The 23350-nt window shown below is 68.6% G+C and carries 8 protein-coding genes; 7 read left to right on the top strand and 1 reads right to left on the bottom strand.

All coding sequences use genetic code 11. The features are described 5' to 3' along the window. Both C1A38_RS26525 and C1A38_RS32260 read left to right on the top strand, forming a co-directional pair. Nucleotides 1–923: phosphopantetheine-binding protein (locus C1A38_RS26525; protein ID WP_233197033.1), on the top strand; the 923-nt coding region annotated here is incomplete at its 5' end. 59 nt (nucleotides 924–982) lie between these two features. Further along, nucleotides 983–7135 carry a type I polyketide synthase gene (locus C1A38_RS32260; RefSeq protein WP_199180339.1) on the top strand — a complete coding sequence of 2051 codons (6153 nt, stop codon included), beginning with the start codon at nucleotides 983–985 and terminating at the stop codon, nucleotides 7133–7135. A gap of 46 nt (nucleotides 7136–7181) precedes the next feature. On the opposite strand, the gene C1A38_RS26515 is transcribed toward C1A38_RS32260, so the two are convergent. Next, nucleotides 7182–7949: a thioesterase II family protein gene (locus C1A38_RS26515; protein ID WP_102660437.1), complete on the bottom strand. Its 768-nt coding sequence runs from the start codon at nucleotides 7947–7949 to the stop codon at nucleotides 7182–7184. Nucleotides 7950–8228: 279 nt separating this feature from the next. Here C1A38_RS26515 and C1A38_RS26495 point away from each other — a divergent pair, with 279 nt between their 5' ends. From C1A38_RS26495 to C1A38_RS26475, 5 genes are all read left to right on the top strand, one after another. Next, nucleotides 8229–14750: an NIDO-like domain-containing protein gene (locus C1A38_RS26495; protein ID WP_233197032.1), complete on the top strand. Its 6522-nt coding sequence runs from the start codon at nucleotides 8229–8231 to the stop codon at nucleotides 14748–14750. A 252-nt stretch (nucleotides 14751–15002) separates the two neighbouring features. Then, a complete protein-coding gene (locus C1A38_RS26490; protein WP_353505540.1) occupies nucleotides 15003–21065 on the top strand; it encodes an RHS repeat-associated core domain-containing protein in 6063 nt (2020 codons plus the stop codon). A gap of 40 nt (nucleotides 21066–21105) precedes the next feature. Further along, nucleotides 21106–21729 carry a DUF4304 domain-containing protein gene (locus C1A38_RS26485; protein ID WP_233197031.1) on the top strand — a complete coding sequence of 208 codons (624 nt, stop codon included), beginning with the start codon at nucleotides 21106–21108 and terminating at the stop codon, nucleotides 21727–21729. 60 nt (nucleotides 21730–21789) lie between these two features. Further along, nucleotides 21790–22203 carry a PH domain-containing protein gene (locus C1A38_RS26480; RefSeq protein ID WP_158244945.1) on the top strand — a complete coding sequence of 138 codons (414 nt, stop codon included), beginning with the start codon at nucleotides 21790–21792 and terminating at the stop codon, nucleotides 22201–22203. An 86-nt stretch (nucleotides 22204–22289) separates the two neighbouring features. Beyond that, nucleotides 22290–22895, top strand: a complete 606-nt coding sequence (locus C1A38_RS26475) for a hypothetical protein (protein ID WP_146017635.1) — start codon at nucleotides 22290–22292, stop codon at nucleotides 22893–22895. Nucleotides 22896–23350: the final 455 nt, after the last annotated feature.

Genomic DNA, 23350 nt, shown 5'->3' with positions numbered 1-23350 from the left:
CGGATCCGGAGTATTGGGTGGGGCAGGTCCGTTCCACCGTCCGATTCCACGACGCCGCCCAGCGGCTGCTCGCCGACGACGTCACCACGCTCATCGAGGTCGGACCCGACGCGATCCTCACCGGCATGCTCGCCGCCCACCTGCCCGACGGCGTCGCCGCCCTGCCCACGCTGCGCCGCGATCGCCCCGAACCACAAGCCGCCGCCGAACTCTTCGGCCACCTGTACGCCTACGGCCAACCCGTCGACCCCGACACCTATCCGCCGGTGACCGCCGGCACCCGCATCCCCCTACCCAGCTATCCGTTCCAGCGCGAGCGGTACTGGCTCCTGCGCGACGCCGCCACCACGACCGCCGTACCCGAACCGAAAACCGCACCAGTACCGGCCGCGGTGGATCTGACCGGCCTGGACGACGACGCCCGCGCCGACCGGCTGCTCGCACTGGTCCGCACCGAAGCCGCCACCGTGCTCGGCCACGGCGACCCCTCCCGGCTCGGTGCCGACCGCGCCTTCACTGACCTCGGCTTCGACTCGATGACCGCCGTGGAACTGCGCAGCCGGCTCTCCACCGCCCTCGGCATCACCCTGCCCGCCACCGCCGTATTCGACCACCCGACACCACGCTCACTGGCCGGACTGCTCCTCGACCAGTACGCCATCACCGCCACCACCGCCACCGCCGACACCGACGACCTCGACCTACTGGCCGAGGTGGACCGTCTCGACGCCGCGCTGGCCCGCAACACGCTGACCGCAGACCGGCGCACCGCTGTGCTGGCCCGACTCGGCGAAGTACTGGCCCGCCGGTCACCGACCGAACCCGGTCCCGAACCGGAACTGCTGCACTCAGCCGACGCCGACGAACTGTTCGCATTCATCGACGACCAGCTCGGCCGCGCCGCCCGACCCGCCGGCGCCTGATCCACCCCCGGCCGCACCCACCCCCGCCCGGCCGCCCACCCGACCCCCGAGGAGACGTCGTGTCCGAAGAGGACCGCATGCTGAAATACCTGCAGTGGGTGACCGCCGAGCTGCAGCGGTCACGCGAACGCGTCGCCGAGCTGGAGGCCGGCACCCCGGAACCAGTCGCGGTGGTGGCCACCGCCTGCCGCTACCCGGGCGCCGACAACCCCGAACAACTGTGGCAGCTCGTCGCCGACGGTGTCGACGCCATCACCACCTGGCCGGACGATCGTGGATGGGACGTCGACCGGCTCTACCACCCGGACGGCCCGCCCGGCACCTCCTACACCCGCCACGGCGGCTTCATCGACGCGGCCACCGACTTCGACGCCGAGTTCTTCGGCATCTCCGCCCGTGAAGCCCTCGGCATGGATCCCCAGCAGCGGGTGCTCCTGGAAACCACATGGGAACTGTTCGAACGCGCCGGCCTGGACACCGGCCCGCTGCGCGGCAGCCGCACCGGCGTGTTCGTCGGCGTCGGCGAACAGTCGTACCTCGGCCTGGACGGCCCACCCGAACTCGACGGCTTCATGATGACCAGCCGGCTCAGCAGCATCGCCTCCGGCCGCATCGCCTACACCTTCGGCCTCGAAGGACCCGTACTCTCCGTCGACACCGCCTGCTCCTCATCCCTGGTCGCCCTGCACCTGGCCGCCCGCGCCCTGCGCGCCGGGGAAGCCGACCTCGCCGTCGCCGGAGGCTGCACCGTCTACGGCCACCCCGGCGGGTTCATCGACTTCTCCCGGCAGCGTGGCCTCGCCCGCGACGGCCGCTGCAAATCCTTCGACGCCACCGCCGACGGCACCGGCTGGGCCGAAGGCGTCGGCCTGCTCCTGCTGGAACGCCTCACCGACGCCCGCCGCCACGGCCACCGCATCCTCGCTGTCCTACGCGGCTCCGCCATCAACTCCGACGGCGCCTCCAACGGCCTCACCGCGCCCAGCGGCCCGGCCCAGCAACGCGTCATCCGGCAGGCCCTGGCTGACGCCCGGCTCACCCCCGCCGACGTCGACGTCATCGAAGCCCACGGCACCGGCACCCGACTCGGAGACCCGATCGAAGCCCAGGCCCTGCTGGCCACCTACGGGCAGGACCGCGCCATTGCGGTGCTGCTCGGCTCGCTGAAGTCCAACATCGGCCACAGTGTCGCCGCCGCCGGAGCCGGCGGCGCGATCAAAATGATCGAGGCCATGCGCCACGGCATCGCCCCCCGCTCCCTGCACCTCGACACACCAAACCCAGCCGTCGACTGGACCCAGGGCGCACTGGACCTGCTCACCTCGGCACGCCCATGGCCGCAGACCGAACGCCCCCGCCGCGCCGCCGTGTCGTCCTTCGGCGTCAGCGGCACCAACGCCCACATCATCCTCGAACACGTTCCCGAGCAACCGGAACCGGACACACCACGGCAGCCCGGCCCGTACCCGTTCCTGCTCTCCGCCCGCACCGCCGCCGCGCTGCGCGCCCAGGCGACCCGGCTGCACGCGCACCTGAGCAACCGGCCCGACATCGAACCGGCCGACGCGGCATACACCCTCGCCCTGCACCGCACCCCACTGGGACACCGCACACACGTGGTCGCCGCCGACCGCAGCGGCCTGCTCGACGGCCTCGCCGCGCTGGCCGCCGCACCGGACACCACCCCGACCGGCGAACCCGGACGCCTCGCCGTGATCTTCTCCGGGCAAGGGGCCCAACGCCCCGGCATGGGTGCTGCCCTGCACACCCGTTTCCCCGCCTTCGCCGCCGCGCTCGACGAGGTCTGCGCCGCCTTCGACCCACACCTCGACGAGCCGCTACGCGACGTCCTGTTCGCCCCCGACGGCACCGACCGGGCCGGGAAACTGGCACACACCGGCTGGACCCAACCAGCACTGTTCGCGTGGGAAGTGGCGCTGTTCCGGTTGGCCGAGTCCCTCGGCGTCCGCGCCGACATGGTCGGCGGACACTCCCTCGGCGAGATCACCGCCGCGCACGTCGCCGGAGTACTGGACCTGACCGACGCCGTCACCCTGGTCGCCGCCCGCGCCCGACTGCTCCAGGACCTCCCGCCCGGGGGCGCCATGGTTGCCGTCGCCGCCCCCGCCGACCAGGTGCAGGCACTGCTCGACGAGCACGACGACGACGTGGTGATCGCCGCCGTCAACGCCCCTGCCGCAGTGACCCTCGCCGGCCCCGAACCCGCCGTGCTCGCCGTCGCGCAACGACTCGCCGCCCAAGGGATCACCACCCACCGGCTCGCGGTCAGCCACGCCTTCCACTCGCCGATGACCACCCCGGTCCTCGACCCGCTGCACCGCGTCGCCGCCACCCTCACCTACCGGGAACCCACCCTGCCGATCGTGTCCAACGTGACCGGCGACCTCGCCACCCCCGGCCTGCTGACCGACCCCGGCTACTGGGTACGGCAGGTCCGCGCCACCGTCCGCTTCCAGGACTGCGTCCGCGCGCTCGCCGACGCCGGCGCCACCACCTTCCTCGAAGCCGGCCCCGCGGCCGTGCTCACCCCGGCGGTCGCCGCCACCCTCACCGACCACACCGGCGTGGCGGTACCTGCACAGACCGGCCACGACCAGGTGGGTGCCCTGACCGGCGCGCTGGCCACCCTGCACCGGCACGGTCACCACGTCGACTGGCGGGCAGTGCTCGACGGTACCGGCGCCCGGCACGTCGACCTACCCACCTACCCGTTCCAACGGCGCCGGTTCTGGGTCACCCCGCCCCCGGCCGACTCGGCCGCCCTCGGCCTCACCCCCGCCGACCACCCGGTGCTGGCCGGCGCCGTCACCCTGCCCGACACCGGCGAGCTGGTCCTCACCGGCCGATTCGCCCCCGCCACCCACCGCTGGCTGGACCGCCACCGGGTGGACGGCGCCGTTCTGCTGCCACCGTCGGCCCTGGTGGAACTGGCCATCAGGGCCGGCGACGAGTGCGGCCGACCGGTGCTGCGCCGCCTCGACGTGACCGGCCCGGTCATCTGCCCCGACCGGGGTCTGCGCGTGCAGATCCGGGTCGGCGCGCCCACCGGCGACACCCGGCCGGTGACCCTGCACGGCCGCCCGGACGACACCGACGTCCCGTGGACCCTGCTCGCCACCGGCGACCTGGCCGCCGACGCCGCGTCCATCCCGACGGCCGAGGGCGAGCCGGTGCCCGTGCGGCTGCCCGACGGCGAAACGGCCGGCAACTACGTGCTGCACCCCGAACTCCTGCACGCCGCGCTGGCCGCGACCGGCCACCACGGCGAGGCGTACCACTGGCGCGACGTGGCCGTGCAGCGCAGCGCCGCCACCACGGCCGGGGTACGCACCATCGTCACCGACCCGGCCGGCAACGGCAGCGCCCCCCGCGGCCTGCTGCTCACCACCGGCGACGACGAACCGCTGGCCACCGTCGCCACCGTCCGCACCCGAGAGGTCGACGCCGACACCCTGGCCCACGCCCGGCACCGCCCCGGTGACGCCCTGTTCCGCATCACCTGGCAGCCGATGCCCGTACCGACCACCACCGGCCCCACCCCCGCCATCATCGACGGTCGCGCCACCGCAACCGGCGACCTGGCCACCGACCTGCACCGGCGTACCACCGACCTGCTCGACACCCTGCGCCGCCACCTGGCCGCCCCGTCCGGCCCACCGGCCGTGCTGCTCACCCGCGGCGCGACCGGCCCAGGCCCGGTCACCGACCCGGCCGCCACCGCCCTGCACGGACTGGCCCGCACCGCCACCACCGAACAACCCGGCCGTCTCGTCATCGTCGACCTCGACGACGAACCCACCCCGGAACTACTGACCAGCCTGGCCGCCACCGGTGAACCGGAGATCGCGGTACGGGCCGGGACCGCGTACGTGCCCCGCGCCGAACGGGTCACCACCCCACCCGGACCCGGCCCCCGCCTCAGCGCCGGAACCGTGCTCGTCACCGGGCTCGGCTCGCTCGGCACCCTGGTAGCCACACACCTCGCCACCCGCCACGGCGTCCGGGACCTGCTCGTGCTCAGCCGCAGCGGACCGGACACACCAGCCGCCCGCCAGTTGATCGCCGACCTCGCCGCCGTCGGCGCCACCGCCCGGGTCGTTGCCTGTGACGTGGCCGATCGGAACGGGCTGCGCGCCGCGCTGGCGGCCGCACCGCCGATCACCGCCGTCTTCCACACCGCCGGGACCATCGACGACGGCCTGATCGGCGACCTCGACCCGGACCGGTTGGCCCGGGTACTGCGCCCCAAAGCAGACGCCGCCGCCCACCTGCACGAACTCACCCGCCACCTCGACCTGGCCGCGTTCGTGCTGTTCTCCTCGCTCGCCGCGACCATCGGCGGCGCCGGGCAGGGCAACTACGCCGCCGCCAACGCCTTCCTCGACGGGCTCGCCGCGTACCGCCACGCCACCGGCCTGCCGGCCACCTCGATCGCCTGGGGCCTGTGGGCCGGCCGCAGCGGCATCACCGGAGACCTCACCGACGCCGACCGGTCCCGCATCGCCCGCGCCGGCTATCAGCAGATCGACCCCGCCACCGGCCTGACCATGCTGGACACGGCGCTGCGGCATCCGGACCCGACGCTCATCGGCGTACCGATCGACCTGACCGCCCTGCGCGCCCGCCCGGAGACCGTGCCGGCGGTGCTGCGCACCCTGCTGCCGCCGACGGTGCGACGCGAACCCGCAGACGCGGACCGGTCCGCCGACAAGCTGACCGACCTGACCGGGCTCTCCGCCGACGAACGCCGCCAAGCCCTCACCACCCTGGTCCGCACGGTCACCGCCGACGTGCTCGGCCGCACCGGGACCGACAACCTGCCCGCCGACGGCACGTTCACCGACCTCGGCATCGACTCGCTGCTCGCCGTCGAACTGCGCAACCGGCTGGCCCAGCGCACCGACCTGGCCCTACCCGCCACCACCGTCTTCGACCACTCCACCCCGCAAGCCCTGGCCGACTATCTGCACACCAGCCTGCTCGACACCGGCCCGGAACAGTCGGCCGGCCTCGACCTGACCGCCGACGTCACGCTGCCCGACGACATCCGTCCGACGCCCGGCTCCATCCCCGACGGCGCACCCCGGCACATCCTGCTCACCGGCGCCACCGGCTTCGTAGGCGCGTTCCTGCTCCGTGAACTACTGGCCACGACCACCGCCACGGTGCACTGCCTGATCCGGGCGAACGACCCGGACGACGCATGGAAGCGGCTACGCGAGACCGCCCGGTGGTACCGCATCGAGGACCAGCTGGACCCCGGCCGAGTGGTACCCGTGGTGGGGGACCTCGCCGCCGACCGCCTCGGCCTCACCCCGGGCACCTTCGACGCACTGGCCCGCGACATCGACGTCGTCTACCACGCCGGGGCGACGGTGAACTGGCTCCAGCCGTACGCCACGTTGCGCGCCGCGAACGTGGACGGCACCCGCGAGGTGCTGCGCCTGGCCGCCGCGCAGCGCACCGTACCGGTCCATTACGTCTCGACCACCGGCGTGTTCGCCGGCCCCGCCCCCGACGGGCGTGGCCACGGCCCGCACGACCCGACCGGCCCGGCCGACCTGCTGCCCAGCGGCTACCTGCAGAGCAAATGGGTCGCCGAGCAGATCATCGGACTGGCCCGCGAGCGTGGTCTGCCGGTCTCGGTGTACCGGGTGGACCTGGTCTCCGGCGACCGCCGCCACGGTGCCTGCCAGACCCGCGACTACCTGTGGCTGAGCATCAAGGGACTGATCCAGGCCGGCACGGTTCCGGACAGCCTCGGCGGCAGCGTCCCCCTGGTGCCGGTCGACCACGTGGCCGCGTCGATCATCGCGCTGTCCACCGACTCGAAGCACATCGGCAGCACCCACCACCTCTACAACAGCGAGCGGGTCGCCTGGAGCGACATCCTGCACCGACTCCGCGCCCACGGACACCAGCTGACCGTCACCAGCTGGGCAGAGTGGCACGCCGCGGTGCTCGCCGACCGGGACAACGCGCTCTACCCGCTGCTCGACGCGTTCGAGCTGATGGTCGCCGACACCGACGCCTTCTACCCGGTGATCGACACCGCCGACACCGACGCCGCGCTGGCCGCCGCCGGTCTGCCACCGGCCCCGGTCACCGCGGACGTACTGGACACCTACCTGCGATTCTTCACCGAGGTCGGGTACCTGCCACCGGCGCTGGCCACCAGTTCGGCACGCTGACCCGCACCGACGGGCCGGTCACCCCCGCTGGGGGGATGACCGGCCCTCAGGGCAGTGGAAGCAGTCCCTCACCGATCGCGCCGGCCACTTCCGACCGGTGCTCGTCGAGGTAGAAGTGCCCGCCGGAGAAGACGCGCAGGTCGAACCCGGCCGAGGTGTGTGCCGACCAGGCGCGCACCGCCGCGACGGCAGCCTGCGGGTCGGCGTCACCGGTCAGGGCGGTGATCGGACAGTTCACCGGCGGCTGCGCATGCCACGCGTACGAGTCGATGGCCTGATAGTCGGCACGCATGACCCGCAGGAGTTCGGCGCGCAGTTCGGCATCGGTCAGAAACAGCGGATGGGTGCCACCGGCTTCGCGCAGATCTTCCAGGATCCCGACGTCCGTGCGTGGCGGATCCGGCCGGCACGGCGGCTGATCCGGCGCGCGCCGACCCGAGACGAACAGCCGTTGCGGCAGTCGGGCACCGGCCCGGGCACGCCGCTGGGTGACCTCGTGTGCGATCACCGCACCCATGCTGTGCCCGAAGAACGCAAACGGCCCGGCGAGCCGAGCCTGCAGCACTGCGTCCGCCTCGTCGACGAGTTCCGCAATGGAGGTACGGGCGCGCTCGGCACGTCGGTCCTGCCGCCCCGGATACTGGATCGCCAACACCTCCACCTCCGCTGGCAGCGCCCGGGCCAGCGACAGGAAGTAGTTGGCCGTCCCACCGGCGTGCGGAAAGCAGACCAGTTGGATGCGGGGGGCGCTGCTCGTGGTAAGAGTTCGCACCCACCGATCCGCCACTGCCGGGTTCTCATGCACCGATGTCATCCCTCGACGCTACGCATGTCGGCAGCCGGCACGGTCACCGTCCACTCTCGGCACAGTCACCGTCCTGGACGGTGTGGTCGCGGGCGACGTGGCGTCGCGCTTGATGCTCAGGGCGGCCGGGCGATCACCTTGCGTGAGTTCGCGGATCGGTTGCGCCGTCGATGCCTGATTTGTGGTGTCAAGCTGTGACGGCCCTTTACATAGATCATTCTCGGTCAATACAGTCCGGTGCACTGCTTATCCGCACGGGGGTGTCTGGTGGCTGTTGCTCGTATCCGCATGTCTCGGTCCTGGTGGGCGGCGGCGATCGCCGCCACACTGGTAGCCAGCGGCCTGGTCGCTCCGGCCCGGGCCCAAGCGGCCCAAGCGGCGCCACCGGCGCCGGTGTGCGTCGATGAACAGCCGGACGCCGCCTCGGCGCGGCGCATGGTGGAGGTGTGTGGCCGGCGGGTGGAGATTCTCGCCGAGCGGACGGAATGGTCGCAGACCTTCCTCAACGCCGACGACTCCCGCACCCTGGAGCAGACGATCGAGCCGACCCGGGTGCGTAAGGGGAAGTCCTGGGTGCCGGTGGACACCACGCTGAAGGTGTCCGACCAGGGAGTGGCGCCCCGCGCGACGGTGTTGCCGATGGTCTTCTCCGCCGGCGGTGACGCGCCGCTGGCCCAACTGCGCGACGGCACCCGAGAGTTGGCGATGTCCTGGCCGGGTCGGTTGCCGAAGCCCGTGCTGGAAGGTGCGACGGCGGTCTACCGGAACGTCCTGCCCGATGTGGATCTGCGAGTCACCGCGCAGCCACTGGGTTTCTCCGAGGTGCTCGTGGTGAAGACCCGCCAGGCGGCGGCGAATCCCAAGCTGTCGACGCTGCGATTCGGCCTGGCGGCAAAGGGCGTGACGGTGACTCCGAACAGCTCGGGTGGGCTGGTGGCTCGCGACGCCAAGGGCACCACGGTTTTCGCGGCCCCGGCGCCGCTGATGTGGGACTCCTCGGGTACCCCGGACACCGCAGCCGATGCGGCGGTCCCGCAGGACGAGCGGACCCGCGGCACCGATCGTCAGCGCAAGCCGAGCACGAGCGAGCAGCAGCGGCAGCTTGATCAGGAAGAGGCTACCCAGGAGCGATCCGCCAAGGCCACGCCAGGTGAGCCGGCGGAGGAAGCGGCGCGGCGTGCGGTCATGCCGGTGCGGGTCGACGGCGACGTGATGACGCTGATGCCGGACAAGAAGATGCTGGCCGACCCCGACACGAAGCTGCCCATCTACATCGACCCGTCGTGGACGGGCGGGGTCGTCAGCAACTCGTGGACCTCGGTGTGGAGCAAGTACAAGACGAGTTCGTTCTGGAAGAATGCGTCGGCGTTGAACAACGGCTCGACGTACGGCTCGGCGGGTGCTGGGCGCACCGAGGACTGCTCCGGTTGCGCGGACCACATCATTCGGTCGCTGTTCCGGATGAACACCTCCGCCGTGGCGGGCAAGCACATCCTCGCCGCGCAGTTCCGTATCGAGCAGCGGCACGCGTGGACGTGCAGCCCGAAGAGCAACGCGAAGCTGTGGTTGACCGGCGCGATCTCGTCGAGCACGACCTGGAACAACCAGCCGACCTGGAACAGCAGCTACACCGCACAGACCGTCGGAAACCGCAAGTACGGCGCGGCACACGGTTGTCTCGGTACGGGCACCATCGAGTTCAACGTGAAGTCGATGGTGACCAAGGTGGCGGCCGCCAAGTCGTCAAACATGACGGTGGGCCTGCGCGCGGTCGACGAGGGCACCAAAAACCAGTGGAAGAGGTTCAACCACTCCTCGCCGAAGCTGGCGATCACCTACAACACCAGCCCGAACGCGCCGTCGGACCGTAAGTCAGACGGCAAGACCTGCGCCACCGGCACGGCGCGGCCGTACGTGCTGACGACGACGCCGATCCTCGCGGTGAAGCACTCCGACCCGGACACCGCCCAGCAGTCACTGACCACGGACTTCTACTGGTGGCCGGTCGGTGGCGCGCGGAGCGAGTCGAACAAGGTCTCCCAGTCGGCGGGTAACCCGTCGACCGCGTCGCGGGCCATTCCCTCGGGCCGGTTGACCGACGGCACCAGTTACGTCTGGCAGGCCCGGACCTGGGACGGGTCTCATCACAGCGCCTGGTCCGGGACGTGCGAGTTCACCGTGGACGCCACACCACCGCCGCCACCGGCCAGCGTCACCTCCACGTCGTACCTCAATGACGGCACGCCGCGCGGTGGTGTCGGCATCTCGGGCACGTTCAGCATCGCTGCGCCCGGCACGCGTCCGTATGAGGTCAAGGAGTACGCCTACAGTCTCGACTCCGGCGTGTTGACTGCGGCGAAGACCGTCCCGGCGCGGACGACCGACTATGGTGCGTCGCTCGCGGTGACTCCGCTGCATGATGGTGTGAATGTGCTGTACGTGTGGTCGAAGGACCATGCGGGACGCTTCTCCACCCCGGTGACCTACTCGTTCAGCGTCCGGGCCGGCTCCGGTCCGGCCGCCGAGTGGACGTTCGAGGAGACCGGCACCACTGCCGCCGACGTCTCCGGCCACGGCAACACCTTGACCGTCGGCGCGTCGGCGACCCGGGTCGCGGGCCGATCCGGGGTGGGCAACGCGCTGTCGTTGCCCGGCACGGCGGCGGCGACGAGGGCCGGCGCCCTCACCACTCCGCATCCCGACACCGGAGTCTCGACTCAGGTCCGTACCGACGCGGACTTCACCGTCGCGGCCTGGGTGAAGATCAACTCTATTGCCGGTAGCGGTCTTCAGACGGTGATCAGCGCCAACGGCACCCGGTCGTCCGCCTATCACCTCGGCTACGCCGGTGCCAATCAACGCTGGCGGTTCACGATGGCATCCAGCGACGTCGACAGCCCGGGGCTGTACAGCGTGCTGTCGGACGCCGCCCCCACCGCAGGCAAGTGGACCCACCTCGCGGGGATGTACGACGCGTCGACCAAGCGGATGACGCTCTACGTCAACGGTGTGCTCCAGACCAGCACAGCGACCCTGGTCGGTGGCTTCAACGCCACGACCGACGTGGCAGTCGGCAAGCGCAAGTGGAACGGCGGGGACGACAGCTTCTTCGCCGGCACCGTGGACGACGTGCGGTTCTACAACTTCACCGAGAGCGTTGCCAACCTGGCGAAGCTCGCCGTGCCCTTGCAGCCGAAGATCACCTTCCCGAACGGGGCCGAGGTGACCGCCGGCGGTCAGCTGACCGTACGGTTCGACGCCGGCGGCGACACGAACGTCACCAAGTTCAGGTACAGCCCGGACGGCACCGGACTGGGCACCACCGTGAACGCCAACACCGCAGGCGGAACGGCCACGATCACGATCAGCGTCGGCAGCTTGACCGGGGAACGACCGGTGTACGCCGTTGCGGTCGACGACGGCAACCGGGTCAGCGACCTGAACCAGGGCGCCTTCACGGTCATACCGGCCGCGTTCCTGTCCGGCACGGTGTGGGACGCGAACTTCCTTCCCCGTGCCGGCGTCGTGGTGCAGTTGCAGCCCGGCGGTCACCAGGCCACCTCGGGCGCTGACGGCAGCTACGCGCTGACCGGCTTCGGGCCCGGCACGTACACCATCACCGCCACGTTCGGTGGCCGGTGTGGCCAGGCCTTCAACGGGTCGTTGGAGATCGACGGCCAGGCGGCCACCTTCGACATCTTCCTCTCGGCGTTCAGCGACGATCTGGGACACACCTGTTCCGAGCAGACGGCCGCGTTCGCGACCGGGTCCACCGTGCTGGCGTTGACCGGCGACAACGCCGTGGCCGCCGTGCCCCTGCCGTTCGCCTTCCCGTTCTACGGCGGCGCCTACCGCAACGCCTGGGTGGACACCAATGGTCTGCTGTCGTTCACCGACCCGGGCGGCTCCCACCCGTACACGGGACAACTGCCGGCTCCGGTGGCTCCGGCCGCCGTGGTGGCCCCGTTCTGGGACGACCTGGTCGTCGACGCCTCGGCCAGCGTGCGTACCGCGACCACCGGCTCCGGTGCCGCCCAGCGGTTCGTGGTGGAGTGGCGCAACGTGCACCGCAAGGGCAACACCGCCCAGCGACTGTCTTTCGGGGTGACCCTCGCCCCGGACGGCACGGTGGTCACCAACTACGACCAGATGGACAACTCCGCCGAGCGAGGTGCGCACGCGGTCGTCGGTATCGAGGCGGCTGACGGTCAGGACCGGCTGCGTTATTCGGTGGCCGAGCCGGTGTTGGCGAACACGAAGGCGATCACGTTCGCCCGCCCGGACAGCGAAGCGGATCTGGAACTGCACAACCTCTCGGGTGTGTTGACGAATGCGGCGGGTGCCGCGGTGGTCGGCGCGACGGTGACGTTGGACCCGAGTGGGGTGAGCACCACGACGGGTGCCGGTGGTGCGTACAGCTTCACCGGCCTGGTCGCGGACAGCTACACCGTGTCGGTGCGGATGGCCGGGCGCTGTGGCGCGGTGGCGCGCGAGCAGGTCGAGCTCTTCGCCGATCTGGTCCGTAACCTGCAGCTCGGGCCGGATTTCGGTGGTATGGGTTACGCCTGTGCCACCGGGGCGTCGAGCTTCGTGTCCGCGTCGACGGTGCTGCCGTTGACCGGTGACGACGCGGTGTCCATGGTCTCGCTGCCGTTCCCGGTGCGTTTCCACGGCGAGTCGTACACCTCTGGGCGGGTGCACACCAACGGTCTGGTGAGCTTCGGGCCGGTGTCGGGTGAGCCGGACACCTGGGTGAACCCGACGCTGCCGACGGTGGCGGCACCGAACGCGGTGGTGGCGCCGTTCTGGGACGACCTCGAGGTGGACGCGTCGGCGAGTGTGCGGACCCAGACGATGGGCACGGCACCGAACCGGTCGTTCGTCATCGAGTGGCGCAACGTCGGTTTCCGGCCGACCAACGCGCAGCGGATCACCTTCGAGGTGATCTTCCATGAGGACGGGCGGATCACGTTCCACTACGGTGCGATGTCCACCCCGATCCAGCAGGGTGCCGGTGCGACGGTCGGTCTGGAGAACGCGTCCGGGACGGTGGCGGCGCTGTACTCCTTCCAGGAGGCGGCGTTGACGGCGAACAGTTCGATCACCTACACGCCGGCACCCGCAGGTGCGGTCGAAGGGGTGCTGACCACGGCGGTGACCGGTAACCCGGTGGCCGGGGCGACGGTGACGTTGAACCCGGGTAACCGCAGCACCACCACCGCGGCCGACGGCAGTTACCAGTTCACCGCGGTGCCGGTCGGGGAGTACAAGGTCGCGGCGTCGACCGGCGACAGTCGGTGTGCCGGCCAGTACGCCCGCGAGATCATCAACTATGCCGGCGGCACCTCGGATGTGGACCTGTCGGTGATGGTCGATGGTGACGAGTTCGGTTACAAGTGCACCGCTGGTCCGCGGACCTTCGTGCCCGGTGACGTGGTCGAGGGCTGGCAGGGTGATGAGACGGTGTGGCAGAAGAACCCGCCGTTCCCGGTCAAGCTCTACGGCGAGTCGTACACCTCGGCGTGGATCAGCGCCAACGGGCTGATCAGCTTCAAGGACCCGGCGTACTTCGGGTGGATCGGCTCCTGGCCGGGCACCATCCCCTCACCGGCGGTGGATGGCTCGCCGAACGCGTCCGTCTACGTGCTGTGGGACGACTGGGTGGTCGACTCTGCGGCCCGGATCGCCACCCGGATCAGCGGCACCGCCCCGAACCGGCAGTGGGTCGTGGAGTGGCGCAACGTGCACATCTACGGCGACACCAGCACCCGCGCCACCTTCGAGGTGATCTTCCAGGAGAACGGCGAGATCACCCTCGCCTACGCCGATATCGACCCGAACAAGCCGATCGAGCGCGGCGGTGAGGGCACCGTCGGCATCGAGAACGGTGACGGCACCATCGGTTTCCAGTACCTGTTCCGCGAGCCGTGGCTGGCCAGCGGCCAGGGTGTCACGTTCACCCCGAACCCGCCTGGTCAGGGCAGCGTGGCCGGCACTGTCACCTGCCAGGGCAACCCGGTGACCGGCGCGACGGTCGCGGTGGCGGACAAGACGGCCACCACCGCCGCCAACGGCACCTACCAGATCACCGACGTGCCCGCCGGCAGCTGGGCCGTCATCGCCACCGTGCCCAGCGGCGCCTGCCGAGGCTCGGACGTGCGGCAGGTCGTGGTCGGCACCAACACCCAGATCAGCGCCGACTACCACCTGGGCTCCACGCCCGCCGGCGGCGGCTACCAACTGGCTGAGCAACCCGTCACCTACACCCCCGCCAACGGCACCGTCCTGTCGCTCACCGGCGACGACGCCTACACCCCGGTCACCCTGCCCTTCCCGGTGAGCCTGTACGGGCAGACCTACAACACCGGTTACGTGGACATCAACGGCCTGGTCAGCTTCATCGACCCCGGTGAGCCGTCACCTGACGCCTGGCCGATCCCCTCGGCGGCCAGCCCGGAGGAAGCCAACGCGGCGCTCTACCCGTTCTGGCACGACTGGGTCGTCGACGCCAACGCCAGCGTCCGCACCGCCGTGCGGGGCACCGCACCCAACCGGCAGTACGTCATCGAATGGCGCAACGTCCACTCCTACGAAGACCCCCGTACCCGGGTCACCTTCCAAGCCATCCTCGACGAAGCCGGCGGCTACAGCTTCGCCTACACCGACAACGACGGCACCTTCCTCGAACGCGGCGGCGCCGCCACCATCGGCATCGAAAACGCCGACGGCACCGCCGCGATCCAGTACACCTACCGGCAACCCGTCCTGCGGCCCGGCTTGGGCCTGCGGTTCAACCCTCCCACTTCCTGATCAATCGCGGCCGGACGGTGTCGCTGCGCAGACACCGTCCGGCTTCTTCCACTCGCTTGGCGATCTATGGAGACATGCATGTCCTCAGCCGATTCTCGAATCTCACTGAGCGTAATCGGTCGGTGGCGCAGCGGACGGTGGTACTCAGCTGCAGCGACAGGCATTGCGGCCACCGTGGCAGCTGGCCTGCTCCATGCCCCGCCAGCGCAAGCCGCGCCCACCAAGCCGTACACCCCATCGCAGGCTGCACCGGTGCCCACCGTGCCGGTCGTGGAGCCGCCGGCGGCTGAGACCAAGTCGACCGCACGTCCGGCGGTCGCTACGGCCAAGCCAGCGCCGGTATGGCCGGCGCCGGCCACCGAAGTCGTTGAACTCTCCAGCCATGCCCAGACGATCAGGGCCACCGGCACACCGGTACACATCGCTTCCGCGTCGGGCTTCGCACGCGACTCATCGGCTCCCAAGCGGATCCGAGTGGAAGTTCTCGACCGCGCAGCCACGCATCAGGCCCGGGTTGACGGCGTGCTGATGCGACTTGCCAGGGCCGACGGTGTGGCAACCACGGGCAAATCCGTGGTGACCCTCGACTACAGATCCTTTGCGACGGCCTTTGGCGCAGACTGGTCCAGCCGGCTGCGGCTGGTGTCGTTGCCCGAGTGCGCCTTGACCACCCCACAGCGGCGCGAGTGCGCGGGCAGACCGTTGCCCTCACGAAACGACGTCCAGAAGAAGTCGCTCACGGCCGAGGTGTCGCTCGGCGGAGTATCGACGATGGTGGCGGCGACCGCAGGCCCGGCCGGTCCGGCCGGTGACTACACGGCCACCTCGTTGAAGCCCTCGGCGACCTGGGCGGTCGGTGCCAATACCGGCGCGTTCACCTGGTCGTATCCCATGCGTACGCCGCCGGCTCTGGGCGGTCCATCCCCGCACTTAGGGCTCTCCTACTCGTCACAGTCGGTCGATGGGCAGCACGCCGCTTCCAACAACCAGCCGTCGTGGATCGGTGAAGGTTTTGATGCGTCGATCGGCGGCTTCATCGAACGCCGCTATCAGCCCTGTGCGCGGGACTTGGGCGGCTCGGCCAACAACACCAAGAAGACCGGAGATTTGTGCTGGGAGACGAACAACGCTGCCCTGTCATTGCCGGGAAACTCCGGTGAGTTGATTTTCAACGCGGCCCAGAACCGGTGGCACCTCCGTGGCGACGACGGCTCACGCATCGAACGCAAGACCGGGGCGACCAACGGTGACAACGACGGCGAACACTGGGTCGTCACGACCGGTGACGGCGTGCAGTACTGGTTCGGCCGAAACCGCCTGCCGGGTTGGAGCGCCGGCAAGCCGGTGACCAACTCCACCTGGACGGTGCCAGTATTCGGCAACGAACCCGGTGAACCCTGTCATGCTGCGGCGTTCGCCGACTCCGATTGCATGCAGGCATGGCGGTGGAATCTCGACTACGTCGTCGACCCTTCCGGCAACTCGGTGTCCTACTGGTACGAGCGGGAGACGAACAAGTACGGCCGTAACCTGGACCCTGCCGATGACGCCACCTATGACCGTGGCGGCTGGCTCGAACGAATCGACTACGGAACCCGTCAGATCGACGGTGTCGACTCGGTACTCAACACCGACGCGCCGATGCGAGTCGATCTTGGCGTTGCCGATCGGTGCCTGACTGACTGCGCCACCCGCGACGAGGTGCACTGGCCGGACACCCCGTGGGACATGGCCTGCTCGGCGACGTCGTGCCCGGACAAGTTCTACCCCACGTTCTGGTCCACCAAGCGACTCGCCACCATCACCACCCAGGTGCGTAGTGGTGCCGGCTATCGAAATGTGGAGCGCTGGACGCTCACACATACGTTCCCGGATCCCGGTGACACCACCCGCGCCGGGCTCTGGCTCGACAAGCTGTCCCACACGGGCCTCGCCGGGGGCAGTGTCTCCGTCCCGGACATCGAATTCACTCCGGTCCAGCTGCCCAACCGCGTCGACGCGATCGGTGATTTCGCTCCGGAGATGAACTGGATGCGAATCACGAGGATCCGCAACGAATCCGGCGGGACCATCAGCGTCAACTACTCGGGCCAGGACTGCACGGCTGGGCAGGCCATGCCCACTCCACATACCAACACCCGGCGTTGCTATCCGGTGATCTGGGAACCGGAAGGCTATTCCAGCCCTGTCACCGACTGGTTTCACAAGTATGTGGTCACCACCATCTACGAGAATGACAACACCGGTGGTGCCCCACCAAACGGGAGCCCCCGGATCGCATATTCCTATACCTACTATGGCGGCGTCGCCTGGCACTACAACGACGACGACGGACTGATCGACCGCGCCCACAAGACCTGGTCGGACTACCGCGGCTACGGACGGGTCGGCGTCACCGTGGGCGATGCCGGTGAGCAGGAGTACACCGAGACTCGATACTTCCGCGGCATGCATGGCGACAAGCTGGGGCCGACCGGTGGTTCGCGTACCGTCACCATCGACGGGATCAACGACGAGGACTGGTACGCGGGCCTGGCCCGCGAAACCAAGATTCTCAACGGTCCTGGCGGAGCGGTGATCCAGCGCGAGTTGAACACTCCGTGGGCGTCGGCACCGACCGCCAGTCGCACGATCAACGGGGATACGGTCACCGCCCGCTTCACCCGCGTCGGCACCGTCGCCCGCCACACCACGCTCGACGGCGGGCGTGGTGAGCGGGTCAACAAGACCGTCACCACCTACGACAGCTACGGCATGCCCGAAACCATCGACGATCTCGGCTTGGACGGCGTCGCTGGTGACGAGCAGTGCACCAAGAACGACTACACCCCCCGCAACACCGATGCATGGATCATCGACCGGTTGCACCGGATGCAAACGTATGCGGTCAAATGTGCCGACGCGGGGACGCCCGCAAATCTCGCCGAGGCGGACGTCATCGGCGAAACCCGCATCCGTTACGACAATCAGGCGTTCGAAACGGCACCGAGCAAGGGTCTTGCCACGCACACCGACGAGATCGCCGCCTGGAACGCCGGAGCGCCGACCTTCACCACGATCAAGCGGGACGCCCACGACGTCCACGGCCGAGTCACGTCCACCTGGGACGCGATGAACCATGCGACCACGATCGCTTTCACCCCCTCGACCGATGCTCCGGTCACATCGACCCTGTCCAAGAACCCATCGCTGCACGAGACCCGTACGACACTCGATCCGGCTTGGAACCTGCCCACGTCGATCATCGATCCGAACGGTAAGCGCACCGACGTCACCTACGACCCGCTCGGACGGCTGACGGCAGTCTGGGGTCCCGGTCGAGATATGGCCACCGAGACTGCCAACAACACGTTCAGCTATCAGATCCGAACCAACGCGCCGTCGGTGATCACCACCTCTCGCCTGAATGCCGACGGAGAGTACGTCAGGTCATACGAGCTCTTCGACGGCCTGATGCGTCAGCGGCAAACGCAACGTCCATCCCCTTCGGGCGGCCGGCTCCTCACCGAGTCGTTCTACGACACTGCGGGCCGAGCGTCGCTCAAGTTCGACGTCTACCACGCCAGCGGGACACCCGGTGGGACCCTGCTGACGGCGACGGACAAGGCGTTCGTACCGAGACAGACGCGCATCGCGTACGACGGAGCCGGCCGGACCATCGCAGACATCTACCAGCCGTACGGCGTCGAGCGGTGGCGCACCTCCACCTACTACGCCGGCGACCGCACCGACCTGACCCCACCACAGGGCGGCACCGCGACCTCGAAGGTCACCGACGTGCGGGACCGACTCGTGGAACTCCGGCAGTACCACGGTCCAACCCCGACCCCCGGCACGGCGGACAGTTGGGACGCGACGTCGTACAGCTACGACCGGCGGGGCAACCTGACGAAGGTTGTCGACGCCAAGGGCAACGACTGGGTTTATCGATATGACGTTCGGGGCCGGCAGACCGAGATCGATGACCCCGACAAGGGACTGACGGTTTCCACGTATGACAACGCGGGACGGGTCACCACGATCACCGACGCGGCCGGCAAGAAGATCGCCTATTTATACGACCCGTTGGGTCGCAAGCGTGCCGTCTACGAGAATCAGGTGGGCGGCCCGATGCGCGCCCAGTGGATCTACGACACCGTCGCCAAGGGCTACCTGTCCCAGTCGACCCGGTTCGTCGGGTCGGCCTCATACCAGGTGAAAATCCTGGACTACAACGACAGTTATCTGCCCGGGAATACCCAGGTCGTCATCCCGTCCAGCGAGACTGGGCTGACCGGCACATACAACTACAACAACACCTACAATCTCGACGACACGGTCGCCTCAACGAGTCTCCCGTCGACCAACACGGGACTGCCAGCCGAGGCACTGACGTACGGCTACGACAGTCTGGGCAAGCCCACCACGCTCCACACGCTCCTCGGCGACCAGGAGTCGTCGTACGTTGCCGACACCGACTACAACGCCCTCGGCGAAATCGACCAGATCGAGCTGTACACCGGTACTGGCGGACGGGTTTTCCAGAAGTACACCCGAGAGCTGGAAACCGGCCGTCTCACCGGCGTTCGCACCGATCGTGACTCGGTCGCCCCGCACATCGTCGCAGACACCCGGTACAGCTACGACCACATCGGCAACATTATGAAGATCGTCGACAGCGCTCCTGATCCGGTCGACGACACCCAGTGCTTCAGCTACGACCACGTGCGGCGGCTGACCGAGGCGTGGACGCCCAGCAACGGCGACTGCACCGCATCGCGGACCGTCGCCGCGCTCGGCGGACCGGCACCATACTGGCACTCCTGGCGCTTCGACGTGCTTGGCAACCGGACCTCCGAGGTGGTGCATCGCAGCACTGGTGACGCCACCACCACGTACACCTACCCGCCCTCCGGGGCAAACAGCGTCCGGCCCCACGCAGTCACGGCGACCTCGGGTGCCAGCACGGGCAGTTATACCTACGATGCGACGGGCAACCTGACCAGTCGTCCCACGCCGTCGGCAGGCACCCAGACTCTGACTTGGGATCCCGAGGGGCATCTGGAGACGTCTACCGACGCGACCGGAGAGACGCGCTACATCTATGACGCTGACGGCAACCGCCTGATCCGTCGGGACCCGACCGGCAGGACCCTTTACCTGCCCGGGCAGGAAATCCGCTACAACGCGAGCACCGGCGCCACCACCTGCACCCGCTTTTATTCGTTCGCCGGATCGATGGTCGCCTCGCGGACCAGCGCCGGACTGACCTGGCTTTCGTCGGATCATCAGGGAACCGCGACGGTCGCTGTCGAAGCCGGCAACCAGCAGGCCACCGTCCGCAGGCAGACGCCGTACGGCACCCCACGCGGCGGCACGCCTGCCTGGCCCAACGACAAGGGGTTCGTCGGCGGGACCATCGACAACACTGGGCTGATCCATCTCGGCGCCCGCGAGTACGACCCGGTCCTTGGGCGCTTCGTCTCCCTCGACCCGGTCATGGATCTGCTTGACCCGCAGCAGATCAACGGCTACGTCTACAGCAACAACAACCCCATCACCCTCTCCGACCCTTCCGGCCTCAAGTTCGAAGAAGAGAGCTGGGCGGAATACGACAAGCGTGTCAGAAAACACAATGCCAAGCAGGCGAAGGAGAAGAAGAAGGCGCGTCAAAGCTTTCTCGGATTCCTGAACAACGTCCGTCACAACGCTGCTCAACGCGCTGCCCAGGAGCGGATCAAGAAGCAGGTGGCGGACATGGGAGGCGACCCGGAGATGGTACTCATCGAGTACGAGATCGAGGATGCGTGTAAGACGAAGTCGCACAATGGCACATGCGGTGAGCCAGGCAAGGCAGACATCGTCTACATCGACGAAGACACCAAGACGATCTACGTCTGGGAGGTCAAGATCGCCCACCGCCCGGACGAGGCTGATCGGGACGTCAAGCATTACGTGCGCAAAATCAAGGCAGGGGGTGAGTACGATGCCAAGCCCGGATTTGCGTTGACGTCGCTGGTCTTCGCGGCGGTGCCAGGCACCCAGGAGTCCGTTGTGGTGTTCAACGGTCCTACCGAGGGACAGGTTCTGTACCGTCCATTCCGCTGGCGCAAGCCCAAGCCTCCGCCGCCGCCGGTGACGGCTCCGCAACCGGTCCGGGAGTACAAGCCAGTCAAGGTCGAGGAGCCGATGATCAAGAATCCGTGGGTGGTCGGGGCGGTCGTCACCGTCGCCGCGGTCGGAGCGATCGGCGTCTGTGTCGTCGCTACCGCGGGAGCCTGCGGCGTCGTGCTTGGCGCCGGAGCCATCGCCGGTACCGTGGCCGCATCAGGATGATCTGCTCGCTGCCTCCCGGCGAGCTGGAAAGGAGTTGGTCTTGTCCGCGCAGTCGTCGTTTGCCGGCTTCATCGAGGACTTGGCGGTCGAGCTCGCCGGGTACGGCTTCGAGCGGGGTGAGGCGGGGCGGGTCTTTCGCCGGTTTTCGCCGGAAGGGGATGTGCTCATCTTTGAGGTGCAGCCGTCGGATCATTCCAGCCGTGGGGAGAAGGTCTTCTACATCAACATCGGTTTGGTGTTGGCGGCAAAGTGGGAGTGGGATCGGCAGCGTACCGGGCGGCCGGCGTCGGAGTTGCCTCGGCACTACAACGGTGGATGGCGTCGACGGCTGCGTTCTGGCGGGCTGTCGGGTGAGGATCAGTGGCGGATCGCTGATGAGGACTCTGCGGCCCGGGTGACCGCAATGGTGCGGCAGCGGTTGGAGAAGTTGCTGCCGCAGTTGTTGCTGTTGCTCGACCGGGATGTCGTGCTGAACGAGACACCGGACATCCTCGGCCCGGGAGCATGGCTGATCCGCGCCTGGCTCCTGGCCGGGGAGGGTCGCATCGACGAGTTGGCGCAGCTGTTGTTCGTGGAGAGACCGGCGCACACCCGCGACTCGGTTCCGGTCCGAACGGTGTGGAACTACGCGACCGGCCGGGCCCCGGACACCGGACAGCGGTGAGGCGCTGTTGGTCCATTTGTGGGCTGCCCATTCTTCGGCAGATAGATTATGATATCTGTCATGCACCAGATATGGAGGGTTTCTCTCCTCGGGCGGTCCGCGACACTTGCCGTCATTCCGCTGGCCGGCATTCTTTCCTGGCTCATCGGGTCCAATGTGTTCGTCGCTGGCCTCGTGGTGGTGGGCGGTGTCTTCACCGCGATTCGCTTCGCCTTCCACCCAGCGGTGATCCTCACCGATAACGACGTTACAGTGCGCAACCCCAGTGGGTCGAGGCGAGTGCCGCTCGATGAGGTGGTGATGGTCGAGCCGGGCTACGGCGGTCTGACCATCACGACCGCGTCGGGTGACCCGGTGGTGGCATGGGCTGTGCAAAAATCCAACCTGGCCAAATGGAAGGGATGGCACACCCGGGCCGATGACGTGGCAGCGACGATTATGAGCGCCAGTCGGAGTGGTGCCGCTGCTCGATAGGCGGACGCGGCGCGCGATTTCGGGGTGACACCTGATGAGGTGATATCGAAATTGCTGGCGGGCCTGATATCCCACTCAAAGCGGCGGTGCAGCGGCGACATGGAGGGCATGCGATCTGCTTGATTACCCATGATGACGTCGAAGTCGAGCCTGGTCAGTCGCGCCGGCGGTTGCGGGATCTGGGCCGTCCGCTCGTCGTGGTGATGGCGCCGCTGTTGGTGCGCCTGGCCAACCGGGACAAGCGGTTCGTCTGGACGCTGGAGGAGGTGCGTGGCCATGCTCGGGCCTGGCCGCCTTCGGGCGGTGACGCTGAGATGGCGAACCTCTTCCGCTTTCAGGCGTGGTTCGGGCTGAGCATGGTTCCGCTGGCCGGGTACGTGGCAGCGTCGCTACTGTGTTCGGGTTCGGCCGGCGACTCGAGACTCGAAGCGATCATGGTGGCCGCTGCCACGGTAGGCATGTTCACCCTCGGGATGGTTCTGGTGAGCGGGCTGAAGTGGGGGTTGTCGCAGTACTTCACGCCGGACCTGGACCGCCGTCTTGGTCCGCCCCGCAAACGGGATCCCCGGCCGCGCCTGCGGCGGCCGGGGCTCGTGGTGCGGTTGTGCCTGCCCAGCAACCTGGACTGGGTGCTCGCGCTGGTCTTCGCCAGTTGCATGGCACCGAACGCCTTCCCTGACTACCCATTTTAGGGGCTGCCCGTCCGCCGGTGCATCGATTAGGATGACTATCACGCGCCAGATGCGGAGGTTTACTCTCCTCGGACGGATGGCAATGCCGACCGTCATTTCCCTGTCCCTTTTTCTCCTTTGACGCATCAAGTCCACTGCCGTCCTCTGGCTCGGGCGGCCGCAGGCGGCATCGTAACTGCAGTCGTTTTGCCTGTGGTCGAATTGACTAGGTCGGGTTTTGCGAGTTCGGAAGCTGCTGATCGCCAGCTTGCCCTCTCGGCCGGTGGCGGGCCATTTTTCGTTCACGCTGACTTCGGCCAGCCGACATGCCACCCAGATCAGCCCTGTGGCAGCGACGCAGAGGGCGCAAACGATCTGCTTCATCACCCTGAATCAGCAACCAACGGGGGAACAGTATGGAGGCTCTTCGAAGTTGAGCGGGGTTCGCAGCTGGAGTTGGCCCGAGTGTGAAGGGC

The sequence above is a fragment of the Verrucosispora sp. ts21 genome (assembly GCF_002879555.1).
In the GTDB taxonomy this organism is placed as follows: domain Bacteria; phylum Actinomycetota; class Actinomycetes; order Mycobacteriales; family Micromonosporaceae; genus Micromonospora; species Micromonospora gifhornensis.
The sequence above is the reverse complement of the archived record's forward strand: the minus strand, read 5'-3'. Positions and strand labels throughout refer to the sequence as shown.